The organism is Candidatus Pelagibacter sp. Uisw_094, from assembly GCF_047729535.1.
Classification (GTDB): Bacteria; Pseudomonadota; Alphaproteobacteria; order Pelagibacterales; family Pelagibacteraceae; genus Pelagibacter.
Genome location: NZ_CP159823.1, coordinates 690,283 through 708,624, shown reverse-complemented (window position 1 = coordinate 708,624; position 18,342 = coordinate 690,283). Strand labels below are relative to the sequence as shown.

22 protein-coding genes and 1 tRNA gene are annotated in these 18,342 nt (G+C 29.1%); 19 read left to right on the top strand and 4 right to left on the bottom strand.

What is annotated here, in order from left to right; genetic code table 11:
- Both ABXT72_RS03835 and ABXT72_RS03830 read right to left on the bottom strand, forming a co-directional pair.
- Complete coding sequence (locus tag ABXT72_RS03835) at positions 1–276, bottom strand: sarcosine oxidase subunit delta (RefSeq protein WP_415277666.1); 276 nt, start codon at positions 274–276, stop codon at positions 1–3.
- Entirely contained in the window at positions 276–1,529 is a 1,254-nt protein-coding gene (locus ABXT72_RS03830) for a sarcosine oxidase subunit beta family protein (protein WP_415277665.1), read from the bottom strand. Before ABXT72_RS03830 ends, ABXT72_RS03835 begins: the two co-directional genes overlap by 1 nt.
- A gap of 68 nt (positions 1,530–1,597) precedes the next feature.
- Here ABXT72_RS03830 and ABXT72_RS03825 point away from each other — a divergent pair.
- Positions 1,598–1,689, top strand: a tRNA-Ser gene (locus tag ABXT72_RS03825).
- Here ABXT72_RS03825 and ABXT72_RS03820 read toward each other — a convergent pair.
- Positions 1,690–3,903, bottom strand: a complete 2,214-nt coding sequence (locus ABXT72_RS03820; RefSeq protein ID WP_415277664.1) for a lytic transglycosylase domain-containing protein — start codon at positions 3,901–3,903, stop codon at positions 1,690–1,692.
- 41 nt (positions 3,904–3,944) lie between these two features.
- Here ABXT72_RS03820 and dapA point away from each other — a divergent pair, with 41 nt between their 5' ends.
- Genes dapA through recO form a run of 10 tightly spaced genes read left to right on the top strand, consistent with a single transcriptional unit; the run spans position 3,945 to position 11,285 of the window.
- Positions 3,945–4,826, top strand: coding sequence for a 4-hydroxy-tetrahydrodipicolinate synthase (gene dapA, locus ABXT72_RS03815; RefSeq protein WP_415277663.1), 882 nt, complete (start codon positions 3,945–3,947; stop codon positions 4,824–4,826).
- A complete protein-coding gene (gene smpB, locus ABXT72_RS03810) occupies positions 4,826–5,296 on the top strand; it encodes an SsrA-binding protein SmpB (protein ID WP_415277662.1) in 471 nt (156 codons plus the stop codon). Before dapA ends, smpB begins: the two co-directional genes overlap by 1 nt.
- Positions 5,262–5,783, top strand: a complete 522-nt coding sequence (gene folK / locus ABXT72_RS03805; RefSeq protein ID WP_415277661.1) for a 2-amino-4-hydroxy-6-hydroxymethyldihydropteridine diphosphokinase — start codon at positions 5,262–5,264, stop codon at positions 5,781–5,783. The genes smpB and folK overlap by 35 nt, the downstream gene beginning before the upstream one ends.
- Before the next feature lie 19 nt (positions 5,784–5,802).
- On the top strand, positions 5,803–7,560 hold the full coding sequence (locus tag ABXT72_RS03800; RefSeq protein WP_415277660.1) for a bifunctional (p)ppGpp synthetase/guanosine-3',5'-bis(diphosphate) 3'-pyrophosphohydrolase: 1,758 nt from the start codon (positions 5,803–5,805) through the stop codon (positions 7,558–7,560).
- The gene (gene pyrE, locus ABXT72_RS03795; protein ID WP_415277659.1) at positions 7,517–8,104 is read left to right on the top strand and encodes an orotate phosphoribosyltransferase; all 588 of its coding nucleotides are present in this window, start codon (positions 7,517–7,519) and stop codon (positions 8,102–8,104) included. The genes ABXT72_RS03800 and pyrE overlap by 44 nt, the downstream gene beginning before the upstream one ends.
- Positions 8,101–8,820 (top strand): pyridoxine 5'-phosphate synthase, encoded by a 720-nt coding sequence (locus ABXT72_RS03790; protein ID WP_415277658.1) that lies wholly within the window; start codon positions 8,101–8,103, stop codon positions 8,818–8,820. The genes pyrE and ABXT72_RS03790 overlap by 4 nt, the downstream gene beginning before the upstream one ends.
- 2 nt (positions 8,821–8,822) lie before the next feature.
- Positions 8,823–9,209: a holo-ACP synthase gene (acpS, locus tag ABXT72_RS03785; protein ID WP_415277657.1), complete on the top strand. Its 387-nt coding sequence runs from the start codon at positions 8,823–8,825 to the stop codon at positions 9,207–9,209.
- Positions 9,206–9,940, top strand: coding sequence for a signal peptidase I (lepB, locus tag ABXT72_RS03780; RefSeq protein WP_415277656.1), 735 nt, complete (start codon positions 9,206–9,208; stop codon positions 9,938–9,940). The genes acpS and lepB overlap by 4 nt, the downstream gene beginning before the upstream one ends.
- Positions 9,940–10,608, top strand: a complete 669-nt coding sequence (rnc, locus tag ABXT72_RS03775; protein WP_415277655.1) for a ribonuclease III — start codon at positions 9,940–9,942, stop codon at positions 10,606–10,608. The genes lepB and rnc overlap by 1 nt, the downstream gene beginning before the upstream one ends.
- Positions 10,605–11,285 (top strand): DNA repair protein RecO, encoded by a 681-nt coding sequence (gene recO / locus ABXT72_RS03770; RefSeq protein ID WP_415277654.1) that lies wholly within the window; start codon positions 10,605–10,607, stop codon positions 11,283–11,285. The genes rnc and recO overlap by 4 nt, the downstream gene beginning before the upstream one ends.
- On the opposite strand, the gene hemB is transcribed toward recO, so the two are convergent.
- Positions 11,286–12,275, bottom strand: a complete 990-nt coding sequence (gene hemB / locus ABXT72_RS03765; RefSeq protein ID WP_415277653.1) for a porphobilinogen synthase — start codon at positions 12,273–12,275, stop codon at positions 11,286–11,288.
- A gap of 73 nt (positions 12,276–12,348) precedes the next feature.
- On the opposite strand from hemB, the gene ABXT72_RS03760 reads away from it, so the two are divergent.
- Genes ABXT72_RS03760 through ribH form a run of 8 tightly spaced genes read left to right on the top strand, consistent with a single transcriptional unit; the run spans position 12,349 to position 18,340 of the window.
- On the top strand, positions 12,349–12,990 hold the full coding sequence (locus ABXT72_RS03760) for an aspartyl/asparaginyl beta-hydroxylase domain-containing protein (RefSeq protein ID WP_415277652.1): 642 nt from the start codon (positions 12,349–12,351) through the stop codon (positions 12,988–12,990).
- A gap of 1 nt (position 12,991) precedes the next feature.
- Positions 12,992–13,417 (top strand): ribose 5-phosphate isomerase B, encoded by a 426-nt coding sequence (gene rpiB / locus ABXT72_RS03755; RefSeq protein WP_415277651.1) that lies wholly within the window; start codon positions 12,992–12,994, stop codon positions 13,415–13,417.
- 2 nt (positions 13,418–13,419) lie between these two features.
- Positions 13,420–14,730, top strand: coding sequence for a serine hydroxymethyltransferase (gene glyA, locus ABXT72_RS03750; RefSeq protein WP_415277650.1), 1,311 nt, complete (start codon positions 13,420–13,422; stop codon positions 14,728–14,730).
- A complete protein-coding gene (gene nrdR, locus ABXT72_RS03745; RefSeq protein ID WP_415277649.1) occupies positions 14,730–15,188 on the top strand; it encodes a transcriptional regulator NrdR in 459 nt (152 codons plus the stop codon). Before glyA ends, nrdR begins: the two co-directional genes overlap by 1 nt.
- Positions 15,169–16,269, top strand: coding sequence for a bifunctional diaminohydroxyphosphoribosylaminopyrimidine deaminase/5-amino-6-(5-phosphoribosylamino)uracil reductase RibD (ribD, locus tag ABXT72_RS03740; RefSeq protein WP_415277648.1), 1,101 nt, complete (start codon positions 15,169–15,171; stop codon positions 16,267–16,269). The genes nrdR and ribD overlap by 20 nt, the downstream gene beginning before the upstream one ends.
- 4 nt (positions 16,270–16,273) lie before the next feature.
- Positions 16,274–16,867 carry a riboflavin synthase gene (locus ABXT72_RS03735; RefSeq protein ID WP_415277647.1) on the top strand — a complete coding sequence of 198 codons (594 nt, stop codon included), beginning with the start codon at positions 16,274–16,276 and terminating at the stop codon, positions 16,865–16,867.
- The gene (gene ribB / locus ABXT72_RS03730; protein ID WP_415277646.1) at positions 16,854–17,954 is read left to right on the top strand and encodes a 3,4-dihydroxy-2-butanone-4-phosphate synthase; all 1,101 of its coding nucleotides are present in this window, start codon (positions 16,854–16,856) and stop codon (positions 17,952–17,954) included. The genes ABXT72_RS03735 and ribB overlap by 14 nt, the downstream gene beginning before the upstream one ends.
- Positions 17,954–18,340 (top strand): 6,7-dimethyl-8-ribityllumazine synthase, encoded by a 387-nt coding sequence (gene ribH / locus ABXT72_RS03725; RefSeq protein ID WP_415277645.1) that lies wholly within the window; start codon positions 17,954–17,956, stop codon positions 18,338–18,340. Before ribB ends, ribH begins: the two co-directional genes overlap by 1 nt.
- Positions 18,341–18,342 lie beyond the last annotated feature (2 nt).

Here is an 18,342-nt window from a genome sequence, read left to right as displayed (position 1 = left end):
TTATTTTACAGGAGGTTTTTCACCCATTTTATATACAGCTTTAATTTTGTCATTAGAAGTATCCCTAATCATGTTGAACCATTTTCTACAGCCGTGAGCATGGTTCCATCTTTCAAATTGAATACCTTTAATATTTTTTCTCATAAATAAATATTCTGCCCATTCAGCATCACTTAGTTCTGTAGGTTGTTTAGGTCTTTCAATATGTGCTTCACCACCAGCTTTAAATTCACTTTGTTCACGTTCACCGCAAAAAGGACAAGTAATTAAAAACATTAGTGAGCTACCGCCGCTGCACCATGTTCATCAACAAGGTCTCCACTAATAAATCTATTTAAATTAAATGCTGCATTTAATTTATGTGGTTCATCATTTGCTATTGTGTGAGCAAATAAATCACCAGATCCAGGTGTTGCTTTAAATCCGCCAGTTCCCCAACCACAATTAAAATACAAACCCTTTACAGTCGTTTTACTAATAATAGGACTAGCATCTGGGCAGATATCTACTATTCCACCCCATTGTCGAAGCATTCTCATTCTACTAAAAATTGGATAAAGTTCTAAGATTGCATTCAATGTACCCTCAACAATATCATGACTACCTTTTTGTGAATAAGAAATATAATCATCAGTACCAGCACCTATTACAAGTTCACCTTTGTCAGACTGACTAACATAAGCATGAACAGCGTTAGACATTACCACTGTATCAATAATTGGTTTAACTGGCTCTGAAACTAGAGCTTGAAGAGGTTTACTTTCTAAAGGCAACCTTAAGCCTGCCATATTTGCTAATACACTTGAATGACCAGCAGCAACTACTCCAACTTTTTTAGTTTTTATAAAACCTCTTGTTGTCTCAATACCTTCTACTTCATCGCCGTTTCTTTTAATTCCTTTAACTTCGCAATTTTGAATTATATCTACTCCCATTTCATCTGCACCCCTAGCATATCCCCAAGCAACAGCGTCATGTCTTGCTGTACCAGCTCTTCTTTGCAAAGTTCCACCCAATACGGGGTATCGAATATCTTGTGAAGTATTAATAATAGGACAAAATTTTTTAACTTCTTCTGTGCTTAAGTAAACTGCATCTATGCCATTTAATCTATTAGCGTGTGTTCTTCTTTTTAAATCTCTAACATCTTGTAAGTTATGTGCAAGATTCATCACACCTCTTTGACTAAACATAACATTATAATTTATTTCTTGAGATAAACCTTCCCATAATTTTAATGCATGATCATAAAGACCAGCGCTAGCATCCCATAAATAATTGGATCGTATAATCGTAGTATTTCTTCCTGTATTTCCACCACCAATCCAGCCTTTTTCTACAACAGCAATATTTTTCATATTATGTTTTTTTGCTAAATAATACGCAGTTGCTAAACCATGACCACCACCACCAATAATAACTGCATCATATTCTTTTTTTATAGTGGGATCTTTCCAGGCTTTTTGCCAATTTTCATGATAGGAAAAAGCATTTTTAACTAATGAGAATATTGAATACTTATTTTTCATAATATTATTCAAGAATTACTTTATAAATATTGAATATTCAATACAATCGGTTATATCAATGTCGCAGTGGAAGAGTGGGTGAGAGGCTGAAACCAGTCGTTTGCTAAATGACCGTGCGGGGAAACTTGTACCGAGGGTTCGAATCCCTCCTCTTCCGCCATTAAAATAAAGGGTGATCTTTAAAAAAGTTCTTCATTTTAATAGGCTTTTTTTCTAAGATATATCTATACACATTATAGTTTTCCATAACACGCTGAACATAATTTCTTGTCTCTTTAAATTTAATTAATTCAACCCAATCTACAAAATCAACTTGTTTTTTTTGCGGGTCTTTATTTATCTTTTTCCAATATTTAACTCTTTTTGGACCAGCGTTATAGGCGGCTGCAGCAAAAGGATAAGCCCCATCATATTGTAAAATTAAACCAGCTATATAATGTGATCCTAGATTAATATTGTATTCAGGATCGGATGTTAACCTTGATTTTGAATAGGGTAACTTTGCTTGTTTGGCAACCAGCTTAGCAGTGTAAGGCATTAATTGCATTAATCCCTGAGCACCAACATGACTGTTTGCCCTCATATCAAATTCACTTTCTTGACGAATAAGAGAAAGAATAAAAGCAGTTTCTGGTATTTTCCTTCCATTAACGTATTCAGGCGTACTTATTATTGGATAGTTAAAATTATTGTGAAATCTTTTTTGATAAGATGCAATCTTTGAAACTTGTATTGCAAAATCATATCTTGATATATTAGTTGCAAGCTCTGCTGCTAAAATTTCACTTCCACCTTTAATATTATCATTAGCTAAGTGTCTTAATATATTTTTTGTATACCTATCCTTATTTAGTTCATCTAAAAGATGAACAATTTTTACTAATTCTTTTTTATAAAAATATTTTCTATAAGCATCAGGTACAATAGCTTGTTCATCTAACTCAAATGTTTCATTGGGTTTAATTCTTAGAAATGCTAGTTGACCATAATATGTTGATAAATATTTGGTTGCTTCTTCATACCATTGATTAGATTGTTCTTTATCACCAATTTTTTCATAAGATCTCCCAAGCCAATAAGCGCCACGAGATAAACTAATTGGGTAACTCACATTTTGATAAAAATTATTAAAATGGTCTATTGCTAAAATAGGATCATCTAAAAAGCTTAATGCAATCCAACCACTCATCCATTCAGCATCTGCATATTCTGGGCCTATGTCCAAAGAATGTTTGCTCGCAACTTTATAAGCCGACTCATATTTCTTCTTATAAATAAGAGCTCGTGTCATTATTGCTCTTTCTTTCCACCACTTGTCTGGCCTAACTAAATAATCTTTATTGTTTGGAACTTTAAATATAATCTCCAAGGAGTTGTCGACTTTTCCTCTTTTTCTTCTCCATTTAAGTCGTTCGTAATTTAGTCCAGCATCATTTTTAAGTTTTGTTGGAACATTTTTGATTGCATTATCAACACCATAAGACTTACTCATTAAAATTTGTCTAGCTGTATAAAGCAACTCGTAGTCTTTAGGCAAATATCTTAACATTCTTTTTAAATCCCAAGATTTACCTTCCCAGGCTAAATAATCTGCACGTTTGATATAATCATTTGCATCTAAATATTTTTTATATTTTTTCCTAAAGAATTTCATATTAGACCTATTTAAATCTGCAGTTATCCAGCCATCTTTAATTAGAGAGGTACCCTTGGTGATATTACCTGTTAATATAAAGCTTTCTCCAAGTATTAGCTTTCCATAACCACTTAATGGTTCCTCAGAATTAAACCAACCTATGATCTTATTTGGTGAGATCTTATTTGTTGAAAGTTTGTGTTCAGCTAAATACCGAATTCTACTTATTCTTGGGTAGTTTTCATTATTTTTTATAAATGTTAAATAGTCATAAAAACTTGCTTGGTTGCCTGTAGTTAGCAAATGTCTCCATTGAATAAAATTATATATAGATTTGTCTTTAGCTTTTTTAGACTGTGATAGTGCTGTTGACCACTGACTTTTTTGCATTGCTGCAATAGATTTTTTTGCAATTCCATAATCTTTTTGACTGTAGTATTTTGACTTACTCTTGACTACTGGTTTGCTCTTTTTAACAACCAAAGGTTTACTTTTAGGAATAAGAAAATTAATTTTTTTTAGATCTTTTTTGACTACTGTAGTTTTAGGTTCCTCTTTTTTTTTGGATGGTTTAGGTTTGGGTTTAAGTATACCCTGTGATATCTTTGCACTCTGAGCCTCTTCATTTAAAAAAGGTTTTTTTAAAGGAATTATTGATATTTCAGCAGCAAAAACATTTCCTATTATTATCGAACTTAATAATAGTGATTTTATAAAAAAAAATATCTTTCTGGGCATAAATTTACTAAATGAATCTTTAAACTATGTTATAAGTATTTATGTTCAAAGGATCAAATGTTGCTTTAATAACCCCGTTCAAGAATAATGAGCTCGATGTAGAAGCTTATATTAAGCTTATTCATTTTCAAATATCAAATGGTACTAACGGTTTGGTGCCTGCTGGAACAACAGGTGAATCGCCAACATTAAGCCACGATGAACATCAAAAAGTAATAGATTTATGCGTTAAAGAAAGTGATGGAAAAACTATAGTTATTGCTGGTACTGGTTCTAATTCAACTAAAGAAGCAATTTCTCTGACAACACACGCTGAAAAAGCAGGTGCGGATGCAGCTCTAATAGTAACCCCATATTATAACAAGCCAACTCAAGAAGGATTATATCAGCATTATAAAGCAATAAACGACAAATGTGGGATACCAATTATAATTTACAATATTCCTGGAAGATCTGTAGTTGATATGACTGTTGATACAATGGCTAGATTATTTGAATTGAAAAATATTGTTGGTGTTAAAGATGCTACTGGTGATTTAAATAGAGTTAATCAACAAAAAGATAAAATGGGAACTGATTTTGTTCAGTTGACAGGTAATGACGATAACGCTTTAGAATTTAATAACAGAGGTGGTATTGGATCTATAAGTGTAACTGCAAATATTGCTCCTAAGTTATGTTCTGATTTTCAAAAAGCCTCAAAAACAGAAAATGACGAGAGCAAACTTGAGGCAATCAGACTAGATAAAATTTTACAACCCGTTCATAACTCCATGTTTGTAGAAAGCAATCCAAGCCCCGTTAAGTATGCTGCAAAACTTCTGGGTCTTTGCGATGACAATGTTAGATTACCTTTAATCAAGGTTACAGACCCAACCAAGGATATTGTTAAAAAAGCTTTAGTATCAGCAAATCTACTCTAATGAACAAAAAAGCCAATTCTGGTTTAAAAATTATTTGCTTAAATAGAAAAGCAAGTTTTAACTTTTTTTTTGAAGACTTAATTGAAGCAGGAATAGTTCTTAAAGGATCAGAAATTAAATCCATTAGAGAGGGAAAGGTGAATATTGCAAACTCTTACGCTGTAGAGAAAGAAGGTGAAATAGTTTTAATTAATTCTCATATTTCAGCCTTTAAACAAGCCAGTTATTCAAATCATAACCCCACTGATGAACGAAAGCTGTTGTTAAATAAAAAAGAAATTAACAAATTAATTGGTAAAATGCAGAGAGATGGTTTTACTCTTGTTCCAACAAAGATGTATTTTAAAAAGGGAAAAGCTAAAATAGAAATAGCAGTAGCAAAAGGTAAAAAACAATTTGATAAAAGAGCTACTAAAAAAAATAGAGATTGGAATCGTGAAAAAGCAAGACACATTAGAAAATCAAGTTAAACAATCATATTTAGCAATAGGATCAAATTTAGGTAACAAAATTACCAACATTCATATGGCTATGTCTGAATTAGAAAAAAATAAAATTAAGATATCAAAAGTATCATCTCATTATTCATCAAAATCTTGGCCAAACCCATTAATGCCAAATTTTATAAATATTGTTATAAAAATTGAGACAATCTTAGAACCGTTAGAATTATTAAAAATTTGTAACTTTATTGAATTAAAATTAGGCAGGGTTAGATCAAAAAAAAACGATCCACGAACATGCGATATTGATATAATTGATTATGATAAAAAAATTTTGAATATAAACAACAATAAACTAACAACTCCTCATCCAAAGATGACTAAGAGAAATTTTGTTTTGTTGCCATTATTTGAAATAGATAGGGGTTGGAAACATCCAGAATCTAAGATTAATATAGTTAATTTAATTAATTCTTTACCAATTAAAGATTTAAGATCTATCAAACAAATATAAATTGATGTTATAGTTAAGAATGCTTAATTCAGAAGAGTTAATAAATAAAGTCAAAGTTTATAATAAGTTTTTAAATCCAGAAAAATTAAATAAAGCTTATAATTTTGCTGTTAAAGCACATGAAAATCAAAAACGCGATTCTGGCGATCCATACTCAATTCACCCTATTGCGGTAGCTAATATATTAACTGAACTAAAGCTAGATAGCGCAACTATAGCAACAGGACTGCTTCACGATACTATTGAAGATACATATGCTACCTACGAAACTATAAAAAATGAGTTTGGTCAAGAGGTTGCCGATTTAGTTGATGGTGTAACAAAAATATCAGTCTTTGAAAATCAAGCCACATCAACATCAAAAGCAGAAAATTTTAGAAAATTAATCATAGCAACCTCAAAAGATATTAGAGTTCTTCTTGTTAAAATCGCTGATCGATTACACAATATGAGGACCATTGATGCAATTTCAAAAATTGAAAAAAAAGAACGTATCGCTAAAGAAACTATGGAAATTTATGCACCATTAGCAGACAGAATGGGGATGCATAGAATTAGGGATGAACTAGAAGATTTATCTTTTAAAGTTCTAAATAACAATGCAAGAGAACTTATAAAAAAAAGATTAGATGAAATTAAAGATGATAAAGTAAATAGCTTTAATTCAATTTCATTACAATTCAGTGGATTGTTAAATGAACACAAAATAAATGCTGAAATTATTGGCAGAGAAAAAACTCCTTTTTCTATTTGGAGAAAAGTTCAAAAAAAAAGAATATCACTAGAGCAAATTTCAGATATCATTGGATTTAGAATAATTCTTGATAACATTGAAGACTGCTATAAAGCTCTTGGTATATTTCACAAAGAGTGGAATTGTATACCTGGGAAATTTAAAGATTATATTTCGTCGCCTAAGATTAATAAATATCAATCATTACATACTTCAATTATAGGACCCAATAGAAGGCCAATTGAAATACAACTCAGAACATCGCAAATGCACGAGTATGCAGAAAGAGGCATAGCATCACATTGGAAATATAAATCTTCTGAAAAATTTAATTCATTAACGTGGAAAGAATATGATTGGCTTGCCGATTTAGTTGAGATTATTGATAAGAATGAAAACCCAGAACACTCTTATGAGTATACCAAGCTACAAATGTTTCAGGAAAATGTTTTTTGTTTTACGCCAAAAGGATCTGTAATTAAATTACCAAAGGACGCGACACCAATCGATTTTGCTTATGCTGTGCATACCAAAATAGGTAATAGCACTATAGCTTGTAAAATTAATGGTAACGATAGTGAGTTACAAAGTATACTTTATAATGGAGATGTTGTTGATATTATCACTTCTAAAAATAAATCACCTTCATTGCACTGGATACCTGTTACAAAAACTGGAAAAGCAAGATCAGCAATTAGAAAGTATTGGTATAAAAAAGGAGAAGAGAAGGCTCAAAGAATTAAAAAATACAATACTACGCTATGGATTTCTTTGCCTGATAAACCAGGAAAGCTAGGAGAGATAACAACTTTACTTGGTAGCCATAGTTTAAACATCTCGAGTGTTGAAATGAAAGAAAAGTCTAAAGAATATATTAATTTTAAATTCAATCTAATTATAAGAGACTTGAAGAACTTTACAAATTTTATCAGTGAGTTAAAACAAAAGGAAATAAAATTTAAAATTATTAGACATGAGGATAACTGGTTAAAGGAACGTAATGCTTTCACACGAAAAATCTTTAAATATTTTAAAAAAAACTAACGCACTTTTAGAAGGCCATTTTATTCTTTCATCAGGTTTGCATTCACCTAAATATATTCAGTGCGCTAAACTTTTAAGCTTTCCTCATTTAGCTAAGGATATTTGTAATTCATTAGCAAAAAAAATTAAAAAAAAATTTAAATCTATAGATTTGATTTTAGCCCCCGCAATGGGGGGAGTTATTATTGGTTATGAAATTGGTAAACTTCTAAAAAAAGAAACAATATTCTGTGAAAGAGTTAATGGTAAATTTGTTTTAAGACGTGGGTTTCATATAAAAAAAGGATCAAAAGTTTTAATAATTGAAGATGTTATAACAACAGGAAAATCAAGTTTAGAATGCGTCAAGTTGATTACAAAACCAGGTGCGAAACTTATCGGCTTTGCCTCGATTATCGATAGATCAACCAAAAACTCACTAAAGATAAAAAAGAATATTATCTCACATATGAAGATAGACGTTCCAACATTTAAGAAAAATAACCTTCCAGAAAGTCTTAAAAATACTCCGATTACAGTTCCCGGAAGTAGATTTATAAAATGAAAAGATTAGGTATTAATATTGATCATGTTGCTACAATAAGAAATGCAAGAGGATCGTTCCACCCAGATCCGTTAACCATTGCTAAGCATGTGACTAAATGTGGAGCTCATTCAGTAACTATACATTTGAGAGAAGACAGAAGGCATATAAAAGATATTGATGTTATTAAAATTTGTAAAGATAAAAAAATAATCACTAATTTAGAAATTTCACTAAACAAAAAAATAATAAATATAGCATTAAAAAATAAACCTAATTTTATTTGCATAGTTCCAGAAAAAAGAAAAGAAGTAACTACAGAAGGTGGATTAAACTTAATAAAAAATAAAAAAAAAATAAAAGAAATAATATCATTATTTAATAAAAAAAATATTAGAACAAGTTTATTTATTGACCCAACGTTAAAAGATATAAAAATTTCAAAAGAATTAAATTCTTCTTGTGTTGAATTACATACTGGGAAAATTTCTAATTTAGTAAAAGAAAATAAAAATTATAAAAATGAATATTTAAAAATTAAAAAATGTTCAAAACTTGGTGTTCAGCTTGGAATTGAGGTTCATGCTGGCCATGGTCTCGACTATAAAACTACTGCCATACTAAGTAAAATTAAAGAAATTACCGAATTTAATATTGGTCATTTTATAATTGGTGAGTCACTCACTCATGGTTTAAAAAAAACTATTAAGGCATTTAAAAAAATAACCAATAAATAGATATGAAAATTCTTGGTATCGGTGTTGATATAGTAGAAAATATTAGAATACATAAATCTTTAAAAAATATTAGCTTTATTAAAAGAGTTTTTTCTAGCTCAGAAATATTGATAGCCAAAAAAATAACAAATAAAAAATCTTATTATTCTAAAAGATTTGCTGCTAAAGAAGCATTTTCTAAAGCAATTGGAACAGGTTTTAGAGATAATTTGAATTTTAAAGACATAACTATAATTAACGATAAATTAGGCAAACCTTCATTTGTAGTAACAGATAAAATTAAAAAAATTGTTAAAAAACAATTCAAGATATCGTCTTTTGATTTCTTTCTGTCAATTTCAGATGAAAAAAAATATTCTATAGCTTACGTGATTTTACAAAAAAAATGATAACTAAAAATATTATAATTGATAATGTTAAGACAATTTTTTACGCTTTAGTAATAGCTATTGTTATCAGATCTCTTTTTATTCAACCTTTCTATATCCCCTCTTCATCAATGGAACCAACACTTTTAATTGGTGATAGATTGTTTGTTACGAAGTATTCTTATGGTTACAGCAAGCATTCTTTTCCTTTTAGCCCATCAATAATAAATGGAAGAGTATTTTCTAAAAAACCTAAGGTTGGCGATGTTATTGTTTTTAAAACACCAGCTGATAATAGGACAGATTATATTAAAAGATTAATTGGTCTACCAGGTGATAATATTCAATTCATTAACGGAGATCTACTTGTAAACAATAATCAAATATTTAAATCTAGAATTTCCCAAAATGATAAAATTTATTGTGGAAATCAAACTATAGACGTCAATACATTTGAGGAAAAACTTCCAAATGGCAAAACACATAATAGTGTATATTTAAAAAGTTATAGTTTTCAAAATTCTGATAATTTTATAGTTCCTTCTAAACACTACTTTTTTTTAGGTGACAACAGAGACTGTTCTAAAGATAGTAGATACCTGACTAGTGTCGGTTATGTTCATGAAGATAATTTAGTCGGCAAAGCCCAATTTATTTTTTTTTCATCTGATTTTAGAATCGGAAGTATCTTTTCTTTTTGGAAATGGCATAAAACAATTAGATTTGACAGGTTTTTTAAGAAAATTATTTAATGAAAATTAATCCCACAACATTAGAAAAGAAATTAAAATTAAAGTTTTCAGATCAAAAAATTTTCATTAAAAGCTTAACGCACAAAAGTTTTGATTCAATAAACAATAATGAAAAAATTGAATTTTTAGGAGATAGAGTTTTAGGTCTTATTATCGCAAAAAAATTATTAGAACTTTATCCAGAGGAAAGAGAGGGGGTGCTAGATAAAAAATTTGCCTCATTAGTAAATAAAAAGAAATGTCTAGAAATTGCTAAAAAAATCGAATTAGAGAAATATATTTTAGTTTTAAACCCTAAGAATAAAAAAATTGAAATTGAAGATAAAATAGTAGCAGACTGTTTAGAAGCTTTAATTGGAGCGATCTATCTTGACAAAGGTTTAAATTTAACTGAAAAATTTATTCTCAATTTATGGAGTGATCATATTACAGCGAGCGTTGTAACCCAAATTGATGCAAAGACAAAACTCCAAGAGTATTCACTTAAGATTTTTAAAGTCTTGCCTATTTATAAGCTAATATCTAATACTGGGCCTCGACATAAACCACTTTTTAAAGTTGCTGTTAAATTAAAAAATACTAAATTTTTTGTAGCAGAGGGATCATCTAAAAAGGATGCAGAACAGAATGCTGCCTCTTTATGCATTGAGGATGTTTTTAAAAAATGAATTGGGATGATAGCGCTTATTTAGTTTCCAAAAATAGATACAGTGAAAATTCAATAATTGCTGAAGTTTTTACAGAAAACCATGGAAAAATCTCAGGGATAATTTTTGGTGGTACATCAAAGAAAATCAAAAACTATTTACAAATTGGTAATAAAATTTATGTAAACTATAATTCTAAAAGTGTTACTAGAATTGGTTATTTTAAAATAGAAATTCTAAAAGCCTTAACTCCACTCTATTTTGACGAAAATCAAAAACTATCATGTATTACCTCAGCAATGCATCTTATAAAGCTTCTTACTGCTGAAGCTCAGTCTAATAAAGAAATTTTTAAATTAATTGATAAATTTTTTGAAATATTAACTTATCATAATTGGATACAAAAATATATTTTCTGGGAGTTAGAACTTTTAAAATTATTAGGATATGATTTAGAATTAAAAAATATGGTTGAAAAAGAGATTGTTGATAGTGAAATCAATTATTTTGTTAAATCCTCAACTGAGAAAAAAAGTATTCCAAATTTTTTAATAGATGAAAGCAATCTAGATGTTAATTTAAAAAATTTACTCAAAGGTTTAAAACTTGTTAGTGATTACCTTGAAAAAAGTATTCTTAAACCTAATAATCTAAACCTTCCAACTTCTAGGACTCATTTTATTAGTCTTTTAAAATAATTATTTGATTAAATCGTTAATTCTATCAGCGTAATAGCTTACTATAGCGTTTGCCCCAGCTCTTTTAAATGAAATCAAACTTTCTAATACTGAGTTTTTATCTATCAGCCCTTTTTTTATACTATTACTTAATAGACTGTATTCACCTGAAACTTGATAGGCTAGAACAGGAATTTTAAAATTATCTTTCACTGTTTTAATTATGTCTAGATAAGGCATGCCAGGTTTAACCATAACCATATCAGCTCCTTCTTTAATATCTAGAGCTACCTCTCTTATCGCTTCATCACTATTTCTAAAGTCCATTTGGTAATTTTTCTTATCACCTTTTAGTAAACCTTTTGAACCAACAGCATCTCTGAACGGACCATAAAAACTTGATGCATATTTTACAGCATAAGAAAGTATCTGAACCATTTCGTGACCTTCTTTATCTAAAGCTTTTCTTATTTTACCAATTCTTCCATCCATCATGTCTGATGGAGCTAAAACATCACAACCAATTTCTGCTTGTAATAATGATTGGTTTATCAAGACTTCAATAGTTTCATCATTTAATACGTAACCTGATTTTAATAAACCATCATGACCATGAGAAGTGTAGGGATCTAAGGCTACATCACACATAATACCAATTTCATTATTATATCTTTTTTTAATATATCGTATGGCTTTACAAACAAGATTATCTTCATTTAAAGCTTCAGTTCCAATATGATTTTTTTTTGTTTTGTTTGTATTTGGGAACAATGCAACCATTGGTATTTTGTTTTTGATTGCTCTATCAACAATAATTCCAAGTTTATCTATTGTATATCTATAAACATCAGGCATTGTTTTAATGGATTGTTTTATATTTTTTCCATCAATTAAGAATATAGGTAATATAAAATCACTAGAAGATAGGCTATTCTCTTGAATTAATCTTCTAGACCAATCGTTTTTACGACTACGTCTAAGCCTTAAATTTGGATAATTTCCTGTAATCATGTTTAAATCTATTTTTAAAATGCGACAAATGTATTATACAAATATATATTAAATTAAGTAAAAAACAATCAGCATGAGTATTGAAAATAAAAATATTATAAACTTAGATCTAAAAAAAGAAGAGAAGATTTTAGATTTTAGTGACTTTCAAAAACAAAATATTAAGTTTGATATTGATAAATTACAAGAAGCCTACAATCAAATTATTCAAACTAAAAAATTTGATGATGGTGGAGGAATTGCCCACTTTGGAGCTATTTCTCTAACACAAATTCCTGGTGACCCAGACTCTGTAAAAGGAAGTAAAGCCAGAGGTGTTTATTGGACAAAACCAGATAAGTCAGGAAAAGAAGTTTCAAGAGATGTTTCAATTGATGAAGCTGCTTATTCAGAATTTATACCTGACTATGAAAACACCTACTTTAAAGAAGTGTTTGATGTACTTTCTACAAAATATAAATTAGGTAGAGTTAGGATTTTATTAAAGGAGCCAAGATCAACGTTGAGTTGGCATAGAGATCCAGAACCAAGATTGCATATACCCCTAATTTCAAATCCAGGCTGTCTAATGGTTATAGACAATGTTGCAAAACATATGCCTGCAGATGGATCGGTGTGGGTTACTAACAATACAAAATATCATAATGCTTTTAATGGTGGAGAAGAAAATAGAGTTCATCTAGTAGCATGTGTTTTAGATTATAAGTTTAATTAGATTGAAAAAAATATTTTTATCATCAGATCACGCTGGTTATAAGTTAAAGGAACTAATTAAACTTCATTTAGATAAAAAAAAAATTAATTATACAGACTTAGGCCCATACAATAGTGATAGAGTTGATTATCCTGATTATGCTCATAAAGTGGCAAGAAAAGTTAAAACCAATAACAATCATACTGGTATATTAGTTTGTGGCTCTGGGATGGGAATGAATATTGCTGCAAACAGACATAAAAATATACGTGCAGCTCAATGTTTTAATTTAAAATCTACTAAATTATCAAGATTGCATAATGATGCAAATATCATTACATTGGGATCTAGACTGCTTACTAAAAAAAATGCTTTAAATTGTGTTAGTGTTTTTTTAAATACAAAGTTTGAAGGTGGAAGACACGCAAAAAGAATTAAGAAAATTTAATTATGTCTAGTGAAAAAAACTATTTAAACGAAAACTATAAAAGCTTTTTTGAAGATAGCTTATCTGTAACTGATCCAGAATTACATAAAGCAATAAGTGATGAATTAAAAAGACAACAACAGCATATAGAATTAATTGCTTCTGAGAATATTGTTTCACAAGCTGTTTTAGAAGCGCAAGGATCAGTTTTGACAAATAAATATGCAGAAGGATATCCTGGAAAAAGATACTATAATGGATGTGAACATGTTGATGTTGCTGAAAACTTAGCCATTGAAAGATTGAAAAAATTATTTGATTGTAAATTTGCAAATGCTCAACCACATTCTGGAGCTCAAGCCAATGGAGCTGTATTTTTAGCACTATTAAATCCTGGTGATACATTTATGGGAATGAGTTTAAATTCTGGCGGACACATTACGCATGGATTAAAAATTTCAATGTCAGGTAAATGGTTCAATCCAATAGGGTATGATGTTGATAAAGAATCAGAACTTATCGATTATGATAATGTTGAAAAACTTGCATTAGAACACAAACCAAAACTTATAATTTGTGGTGGAAGTGCTTACTCTAGAGTAATTGATTTTAAAAGATTCAGAGATATTGCTGATAAAGTAGGTGCATATTTAATGGTAGATATGGCACACTTTTCAGGTTTAGTTGCTGGTAAAGGTTACCCAAATCCATGTGAACATGCACACGTAGTAACTTCAACAACTCATAAAGTTTTTAGAAGTGCTAGAGGTGGAATTATTTTAACTAATCATGAAGACTTAGCAAAAAAATTTAACACAGCAGTATTTCCTGGTTATCAAGGCGGACCATTGATGCACGTCATTGCAGCAAAGGCTGCTGGTTTTTTAGAAGCATTAAGACCAGATTTTAAAGATTATATTAAATCAGTTTTAGTTAATGCTAAAATTTTATCAGAGACACTTAAGAATAATGGCTTTAAGATTTATTCTGGCGGTACGGATACACACTTAATGTTAGTTGACCTAAGACCTTTTAATGTTAAAGGTAATTTAGCAGCCGAAAGCCTTTCTAATGCTAATATTACCTGTAATAAAAATGGAATACCTTTCGATTCAGAAAAGCCGATGATTACTTCTGGTATAAGATTGGGAACTCAAGCCGCTACAACTAGAGGTTTTGGATTAAAAGAATTCGAAAAAGTAGGTGAGTTAATAACTAAAGTTGTAAAAGGTTTATCTGACAATCCTGAAGACAATAGTAAAATTGAAGAAGAAGTTAGAAATGAAGTTGTAGAGCTTACCTCTCACTTCCCAATATATAAAAATTTAAAATAATGATTTGTTCGATTTGTAAAAAAGGTGAAACATCAGTCGTAGATTCAAGACCTACAGAAGATGGTACTGCCATAAGAAGAAGAAGACTTTGTGTATGTGGAGCCAGATTCACAACTTTTGAAAGAGTTCAATTTAGAGAAATAATGGTTATTAAAAAGAATGGAAGAAAATCATCTTTTGATAGAGATAAGCTTTCAAAATCGATTTACATAGCATTAAAGAAAAGGCCGATTGATACTGAAACAGCAGAAAAGTTTATTAGCAGGACTTCAAGAGCATTAGAGGAACTTGGCCAAAGTGAAATTTCATCAAATACAATTGGCACAATGGTTATGGAAGGTTTGAAAGATCTTGATCCAGTTGCGTACGTTAGATTTGCATCGGTATATCGAAATTTTAGAGAAGAAAAAGACTTTGTACAATTCGTGGACAAATTAGATGTCTACAAAAAAAGATAAATTTTCAAAAAAAGATAAAACTTTTATGGAGCTTGCTTTAAACTTGGCTAAAGCACGACATGGACTGACTGGAGTTAACCCTTCTGTTGGATGTGTAATTGTTAAAAATAATGAAATACTTTCAATTGGTCAAACAGGTTTTGATGGCACACCTCATGCTGAATTTAATGCTATTAAAAATTCAAATGAAAACCTAGAAGATTCAAAAATGTATGTAACTCTTGAACCCTGTAGTCATTATGGAAAAACCCCGCCGTGCACAAATATTATAATTAAAAATAAAATTAAAGAAGTTGTGTATGCGGTAGAAGATATTGATAAAAAAGTTAAAGGTAAAACTTTAAAAATTCTTCAATCCAAAGATATTTTAGTAAAAAAAAATTTACTTAAAAATGAAATTAATAAATTTTATATACCTTATTTCTTTAATAGAAAAAATAACCTTCCTTACGTTACTGGTAAAATTGCAACTTCTAAAAATAATTTAATATATAGTAAAGGTACAAAAAGAATTTCAGATATTCATACCGATAAATTCACACATTTTCTTAGATATAAAAATGACTCATTAATGATTTCTTCCAAAACTCTAAAAAAAGACAACCCAAAACTTAACTGTAGACTAGAAGGTTTGAATAAATTTTCTCCTAAAAGAATAATTTTAGACAGACATCTAGAAACTAAAAAAAATTCGTATATTTTTAAAACAGCAAATAAAAACAATACTATAATTTTTTATCATAATGCCAAAACTAAAGAAAAATTAATGTTTAAAAAAAAAGGTATAACTTTAATCAAAGGTAAATTAATTAAAAATAGCTTTGATATTAAGTCAATTTTAAAAAAACTTTATGTCCTTGGCTGTAGAAATTTATTAGTTGAAGGAGGAAATGACCTTTCTAAACACATCGTTAAAAAAAGATTATTTAATGAGTTTTATCTATACAAATGTGCAAAAAATTTACCAAAGTTGGTTAACTATAAAGAGTTTAACTTTCTTAATGTATTAAAGAAAAATTATAAAAATAAATTGAAAATTAATAAAAAATTAGGCAAAGACTTAATTACACTTTACAAATAATATTATGTTTAATGGAATAATTTTCAACCAAGGCTTAATCACTAAATTTGAAAAAAGATCAAAGGGTATTAATATCTTTATAAAAGCTGATTTAAAATTAACACGTAAAGATCTAGGTGTATCAGTTGCCTGTGACGGTGTTTGCTTAACATTAATTGATATTAGAAATAAAATGATGGAATTTTATCTTTCAGATGAAACCATACAAAGATCAAAATTCAAATTCTTAAAAATTAATGATAAAATTAACCTTGAACTTCCTTTAAAATTTGGTCAAAAAATATCAGGTCACATTTGTCAAGGCCACATTGATGCAGTAGGTAAAATTCAGAGTATTAAGAAGATAGATAAATCATATTTATTTGATTTTGAGCTTGTTAAAAAAGAAAGAGCAAACTTAATTGAAAAAGCTTCTATTTGTATCAATGGAATTTCTTTAACAATTTCTAAAGTAACTAAAAAGGGTTTTCAAATATGGGTAATACCACACACATATAATCTCACTAATTTATCATCTCTAAAAAAAAACAGTCTCATTAATATAGAGATAGATATCTTATCTAAATACGTTAGAAATTATTTTAATGAAAAAAAATAGTTTTACCCCAATAGAAAACATAATTGCCATAGCGAAGAGAGGTGGCATGTTTATTTTGGTTGATGATGAAAAAAGAGAAAATGAAGGAGACTTAATAATATCAACAACAGACTCAAGTGCTAAAAATATTAATTTTATGGCCAAATATGGTCGTGGATTAATTTGCCTAGCACTAGATAGCGTACAGGCAAAACGGTTAAATTTATCCTTAATGTCACCAATAAATCAATCAAGGAATAAAACTGCTTTTACAATTTCTATCGAAGCAAAAAAAGGAATTACAACTGGGATTTCAGCAAAAGATAGAGCTAAGACAATTAAAATTGCATCAAAGAAAAATGTAAATAAAAAAGATATTGTTTCGCCTGGGCATGTTTTTCCAATCATTGCCAAAGATGGAGGTGTTTTAGTCAGAGCCGGTCATACAGAAGCATCTGTGGATATCTCAAAACTAGCTAAAAAAAATAATTCAGCAGTTATTTGTGAAATAATGAATGAAGATGGTACAATGGCCAAGGGTCAAGATTTATTTAACTTTGCAAAAAAACATAATCTAAAGATCGGAAAGATTGAAGACCTTATTGCTTATCGTTTAAAAAAAGAAAAACTAATTAAACTTAAAAAACAATCTGATATTGAAGTTAAAAATCAGAAATATAAAATTAGGATTTATGAAAATCTTTTAGATGGATCTGAACATTTTGCTCTAATTAAAGGAAATATTAAAAAAGGGATAGTACCAAGAGTTAGAGTAATTTCATCTAACGTAGTTCAAAATTATTTAATTAATCAGCAATTACCAAACTCATTTGATAAAACTTTAAATTATTTTAAGAAATTTAATAATTGTGTTTTAGTTTTTATAAAAGATACAAACTTAAAATCGGTTACGCAGACACTCAAGGATTATAAGAATAAAGATTTCTACAAAAAGGGAAATGATAAACTTATAAGAAATTATGGTATTGGTGCTCAGATAATCAAAGATTTAAAGATCAAAAATATGATATTAATTACTAAATCTCTCAAAAAAGTTATTGGTTTAGAAGGTTATGATATAAAGATTACTAAACAGGAAATCATTTAATGAAAAAAAAAATCTTAATAGTTATTGCAGATTATTATAAGGACATTGCTAAGGGGTTACTTGGTAGTGCCAAAGAAGTTTTACCAAAATCTTGTTTGATAAAAGTTATTAGTGTTCCAGGTGCTTTTGAAATACCAATCACAATTTCAAAAAATATTAAGAAATATGATGCTTTTTTAGCACTTGGTTGTGTTATAAAGGGTGAGACACCACACTTTGATTTCATTTCTCTTACTTCAACTGAAGCGATAATGAAACTATCTATAGAAAATAAAAAACCTATTGGTAACGGAATTATTACCTGTTTAAATATGCGTCAAGCTATAGCTAGGAAAAAAAAGGGGAGAGAGGCAGCTCAAGCTGTTATATCTGTCTTGTCTCAATAAAC

Coding starts and splice junctions, on each gene's coding strand:
- glyA (WP_415277650.1), top strand. CDS start 13,420: ATGTCTAGTGAAAAAAACTATTTAAACGAAAACTATAAAAGCTTTTTT.
- lepB (WP_415277656.1), top strand. CDS start 9,206: ATGATAACTAAAAATATTATAATTGATAATGTTAAGACAATTTTTTAC.
- ABXT72_RS03820 (WP_415277664.1), bottom strand. CDS start 3,903: ATGCCCAGAAAGATATTTTTTTTTATAAAATCACTATTATTAAGTTCG.
- acpS (WP_415277657.1), top strand. CDS start 8,823: ATGAAAATTCTTGGTATCGGTGTTGATATAGTAGAAAATATTAGAATA.
- ABXT72_RS03735 (WP_415277647.1), top strand. CDS start 16,274: ATGTTTAATGGAATAATTTTCAACCAAGGCTTAATCACTAAATTTGAA.
- pyrE (WP_415277659.1), top strand. CDS start 7,517: ATGCTTTCACACGAAAAATCTTTAAATATTTTAAAAAAAACTAACGCA.
- rnc (WP_415277655.1), top strand. CDS start 9,940: ATGAAAATTAATCCCACAACATTAGAAAAGAAATTAAAATTAAAGTTT.
- nrdR (WP_415277649.1), top strand. CDS start 14,730: ATGATTTGTTCGATTTGTAAAAAAGGTGAAACATCAGTCGTAGATTCA.
- ABXT72_RS03835 (WP_415277666.1), bottom strand. CDS start 276: ATGTTTTTAATTACTTGTCCTTTTTGCGGTGAACGTGAACAAAGTGAA.
- hemB (WP_415277653.1), bottom strand. CDS start 12,275: ATGATTACAGGAAATTATCCAAATTTAAGGCTTAGACGTAGTCGTAAA.
- ribB (WP_415277646.1), top strand. CDS start 16,854: ATGAAAAAAAATAGTTTTACCCCAATAGAAAACATAATTGCCATAGCG.
- dapA (WP_415277663.1), top strand. CDS start 3,945: ATGTTCAAAGGATCAAATGTTGCTTTAATAACCCCGTTCAAGAATAAT.
- ABXT72_RS03800 (WP_415277660.1), top strand. CDS start 5,803: ATGCTTAATTCAGAAGAGTTAATAAATAAAGTCAAAGTTTATAATAAG.
- ABXT72_RS03830 (WP_415277665.1), bottom strand. CDS start 1,529: ATGAAAAATAAGTATTCAATATTCTCATTAGTTAAAAATGCTTTTTCC.
- ABXT72_RS03790 (WP_415277658.1), top strand. CDS start 8,101: ATGAAAAGATTAGGTATTAATATTGATCATGTTGCTACAATAAGAAAT.
- ribD (WP_415277648.1), top strand. CDS start 15,169: ATGTCTACAAAAAAAGATAAATTTTCAAAAAAAGATAAAACTTTTATG.
- recO (WP_415277654.1), top strand. CDS start 10,605: ATGAATTGGGATGATAGCGCTTATTTAGTTTCCAAAAATAGATACAGT.
- smpB (WP_415277662.1), top strand. CDS start 4,826: ATGAACAAAAAAGCCAATTCTGGTTTAAAAATTATTTGCTTAAATAGA.
- ribH (WP_415277645.1), top strand. CDS start 17,954: ATGAAAAAAAAAATCTTAATAGTTATTGCAGATTATTATAAGGACATT.
- ABXT72_RS03760 (WP_415277652.1), top strand. CDS start 12,349: ATGAGTATTGAAAATAAAAATATTATAAACTTAGATCTAAAAAAAGAA.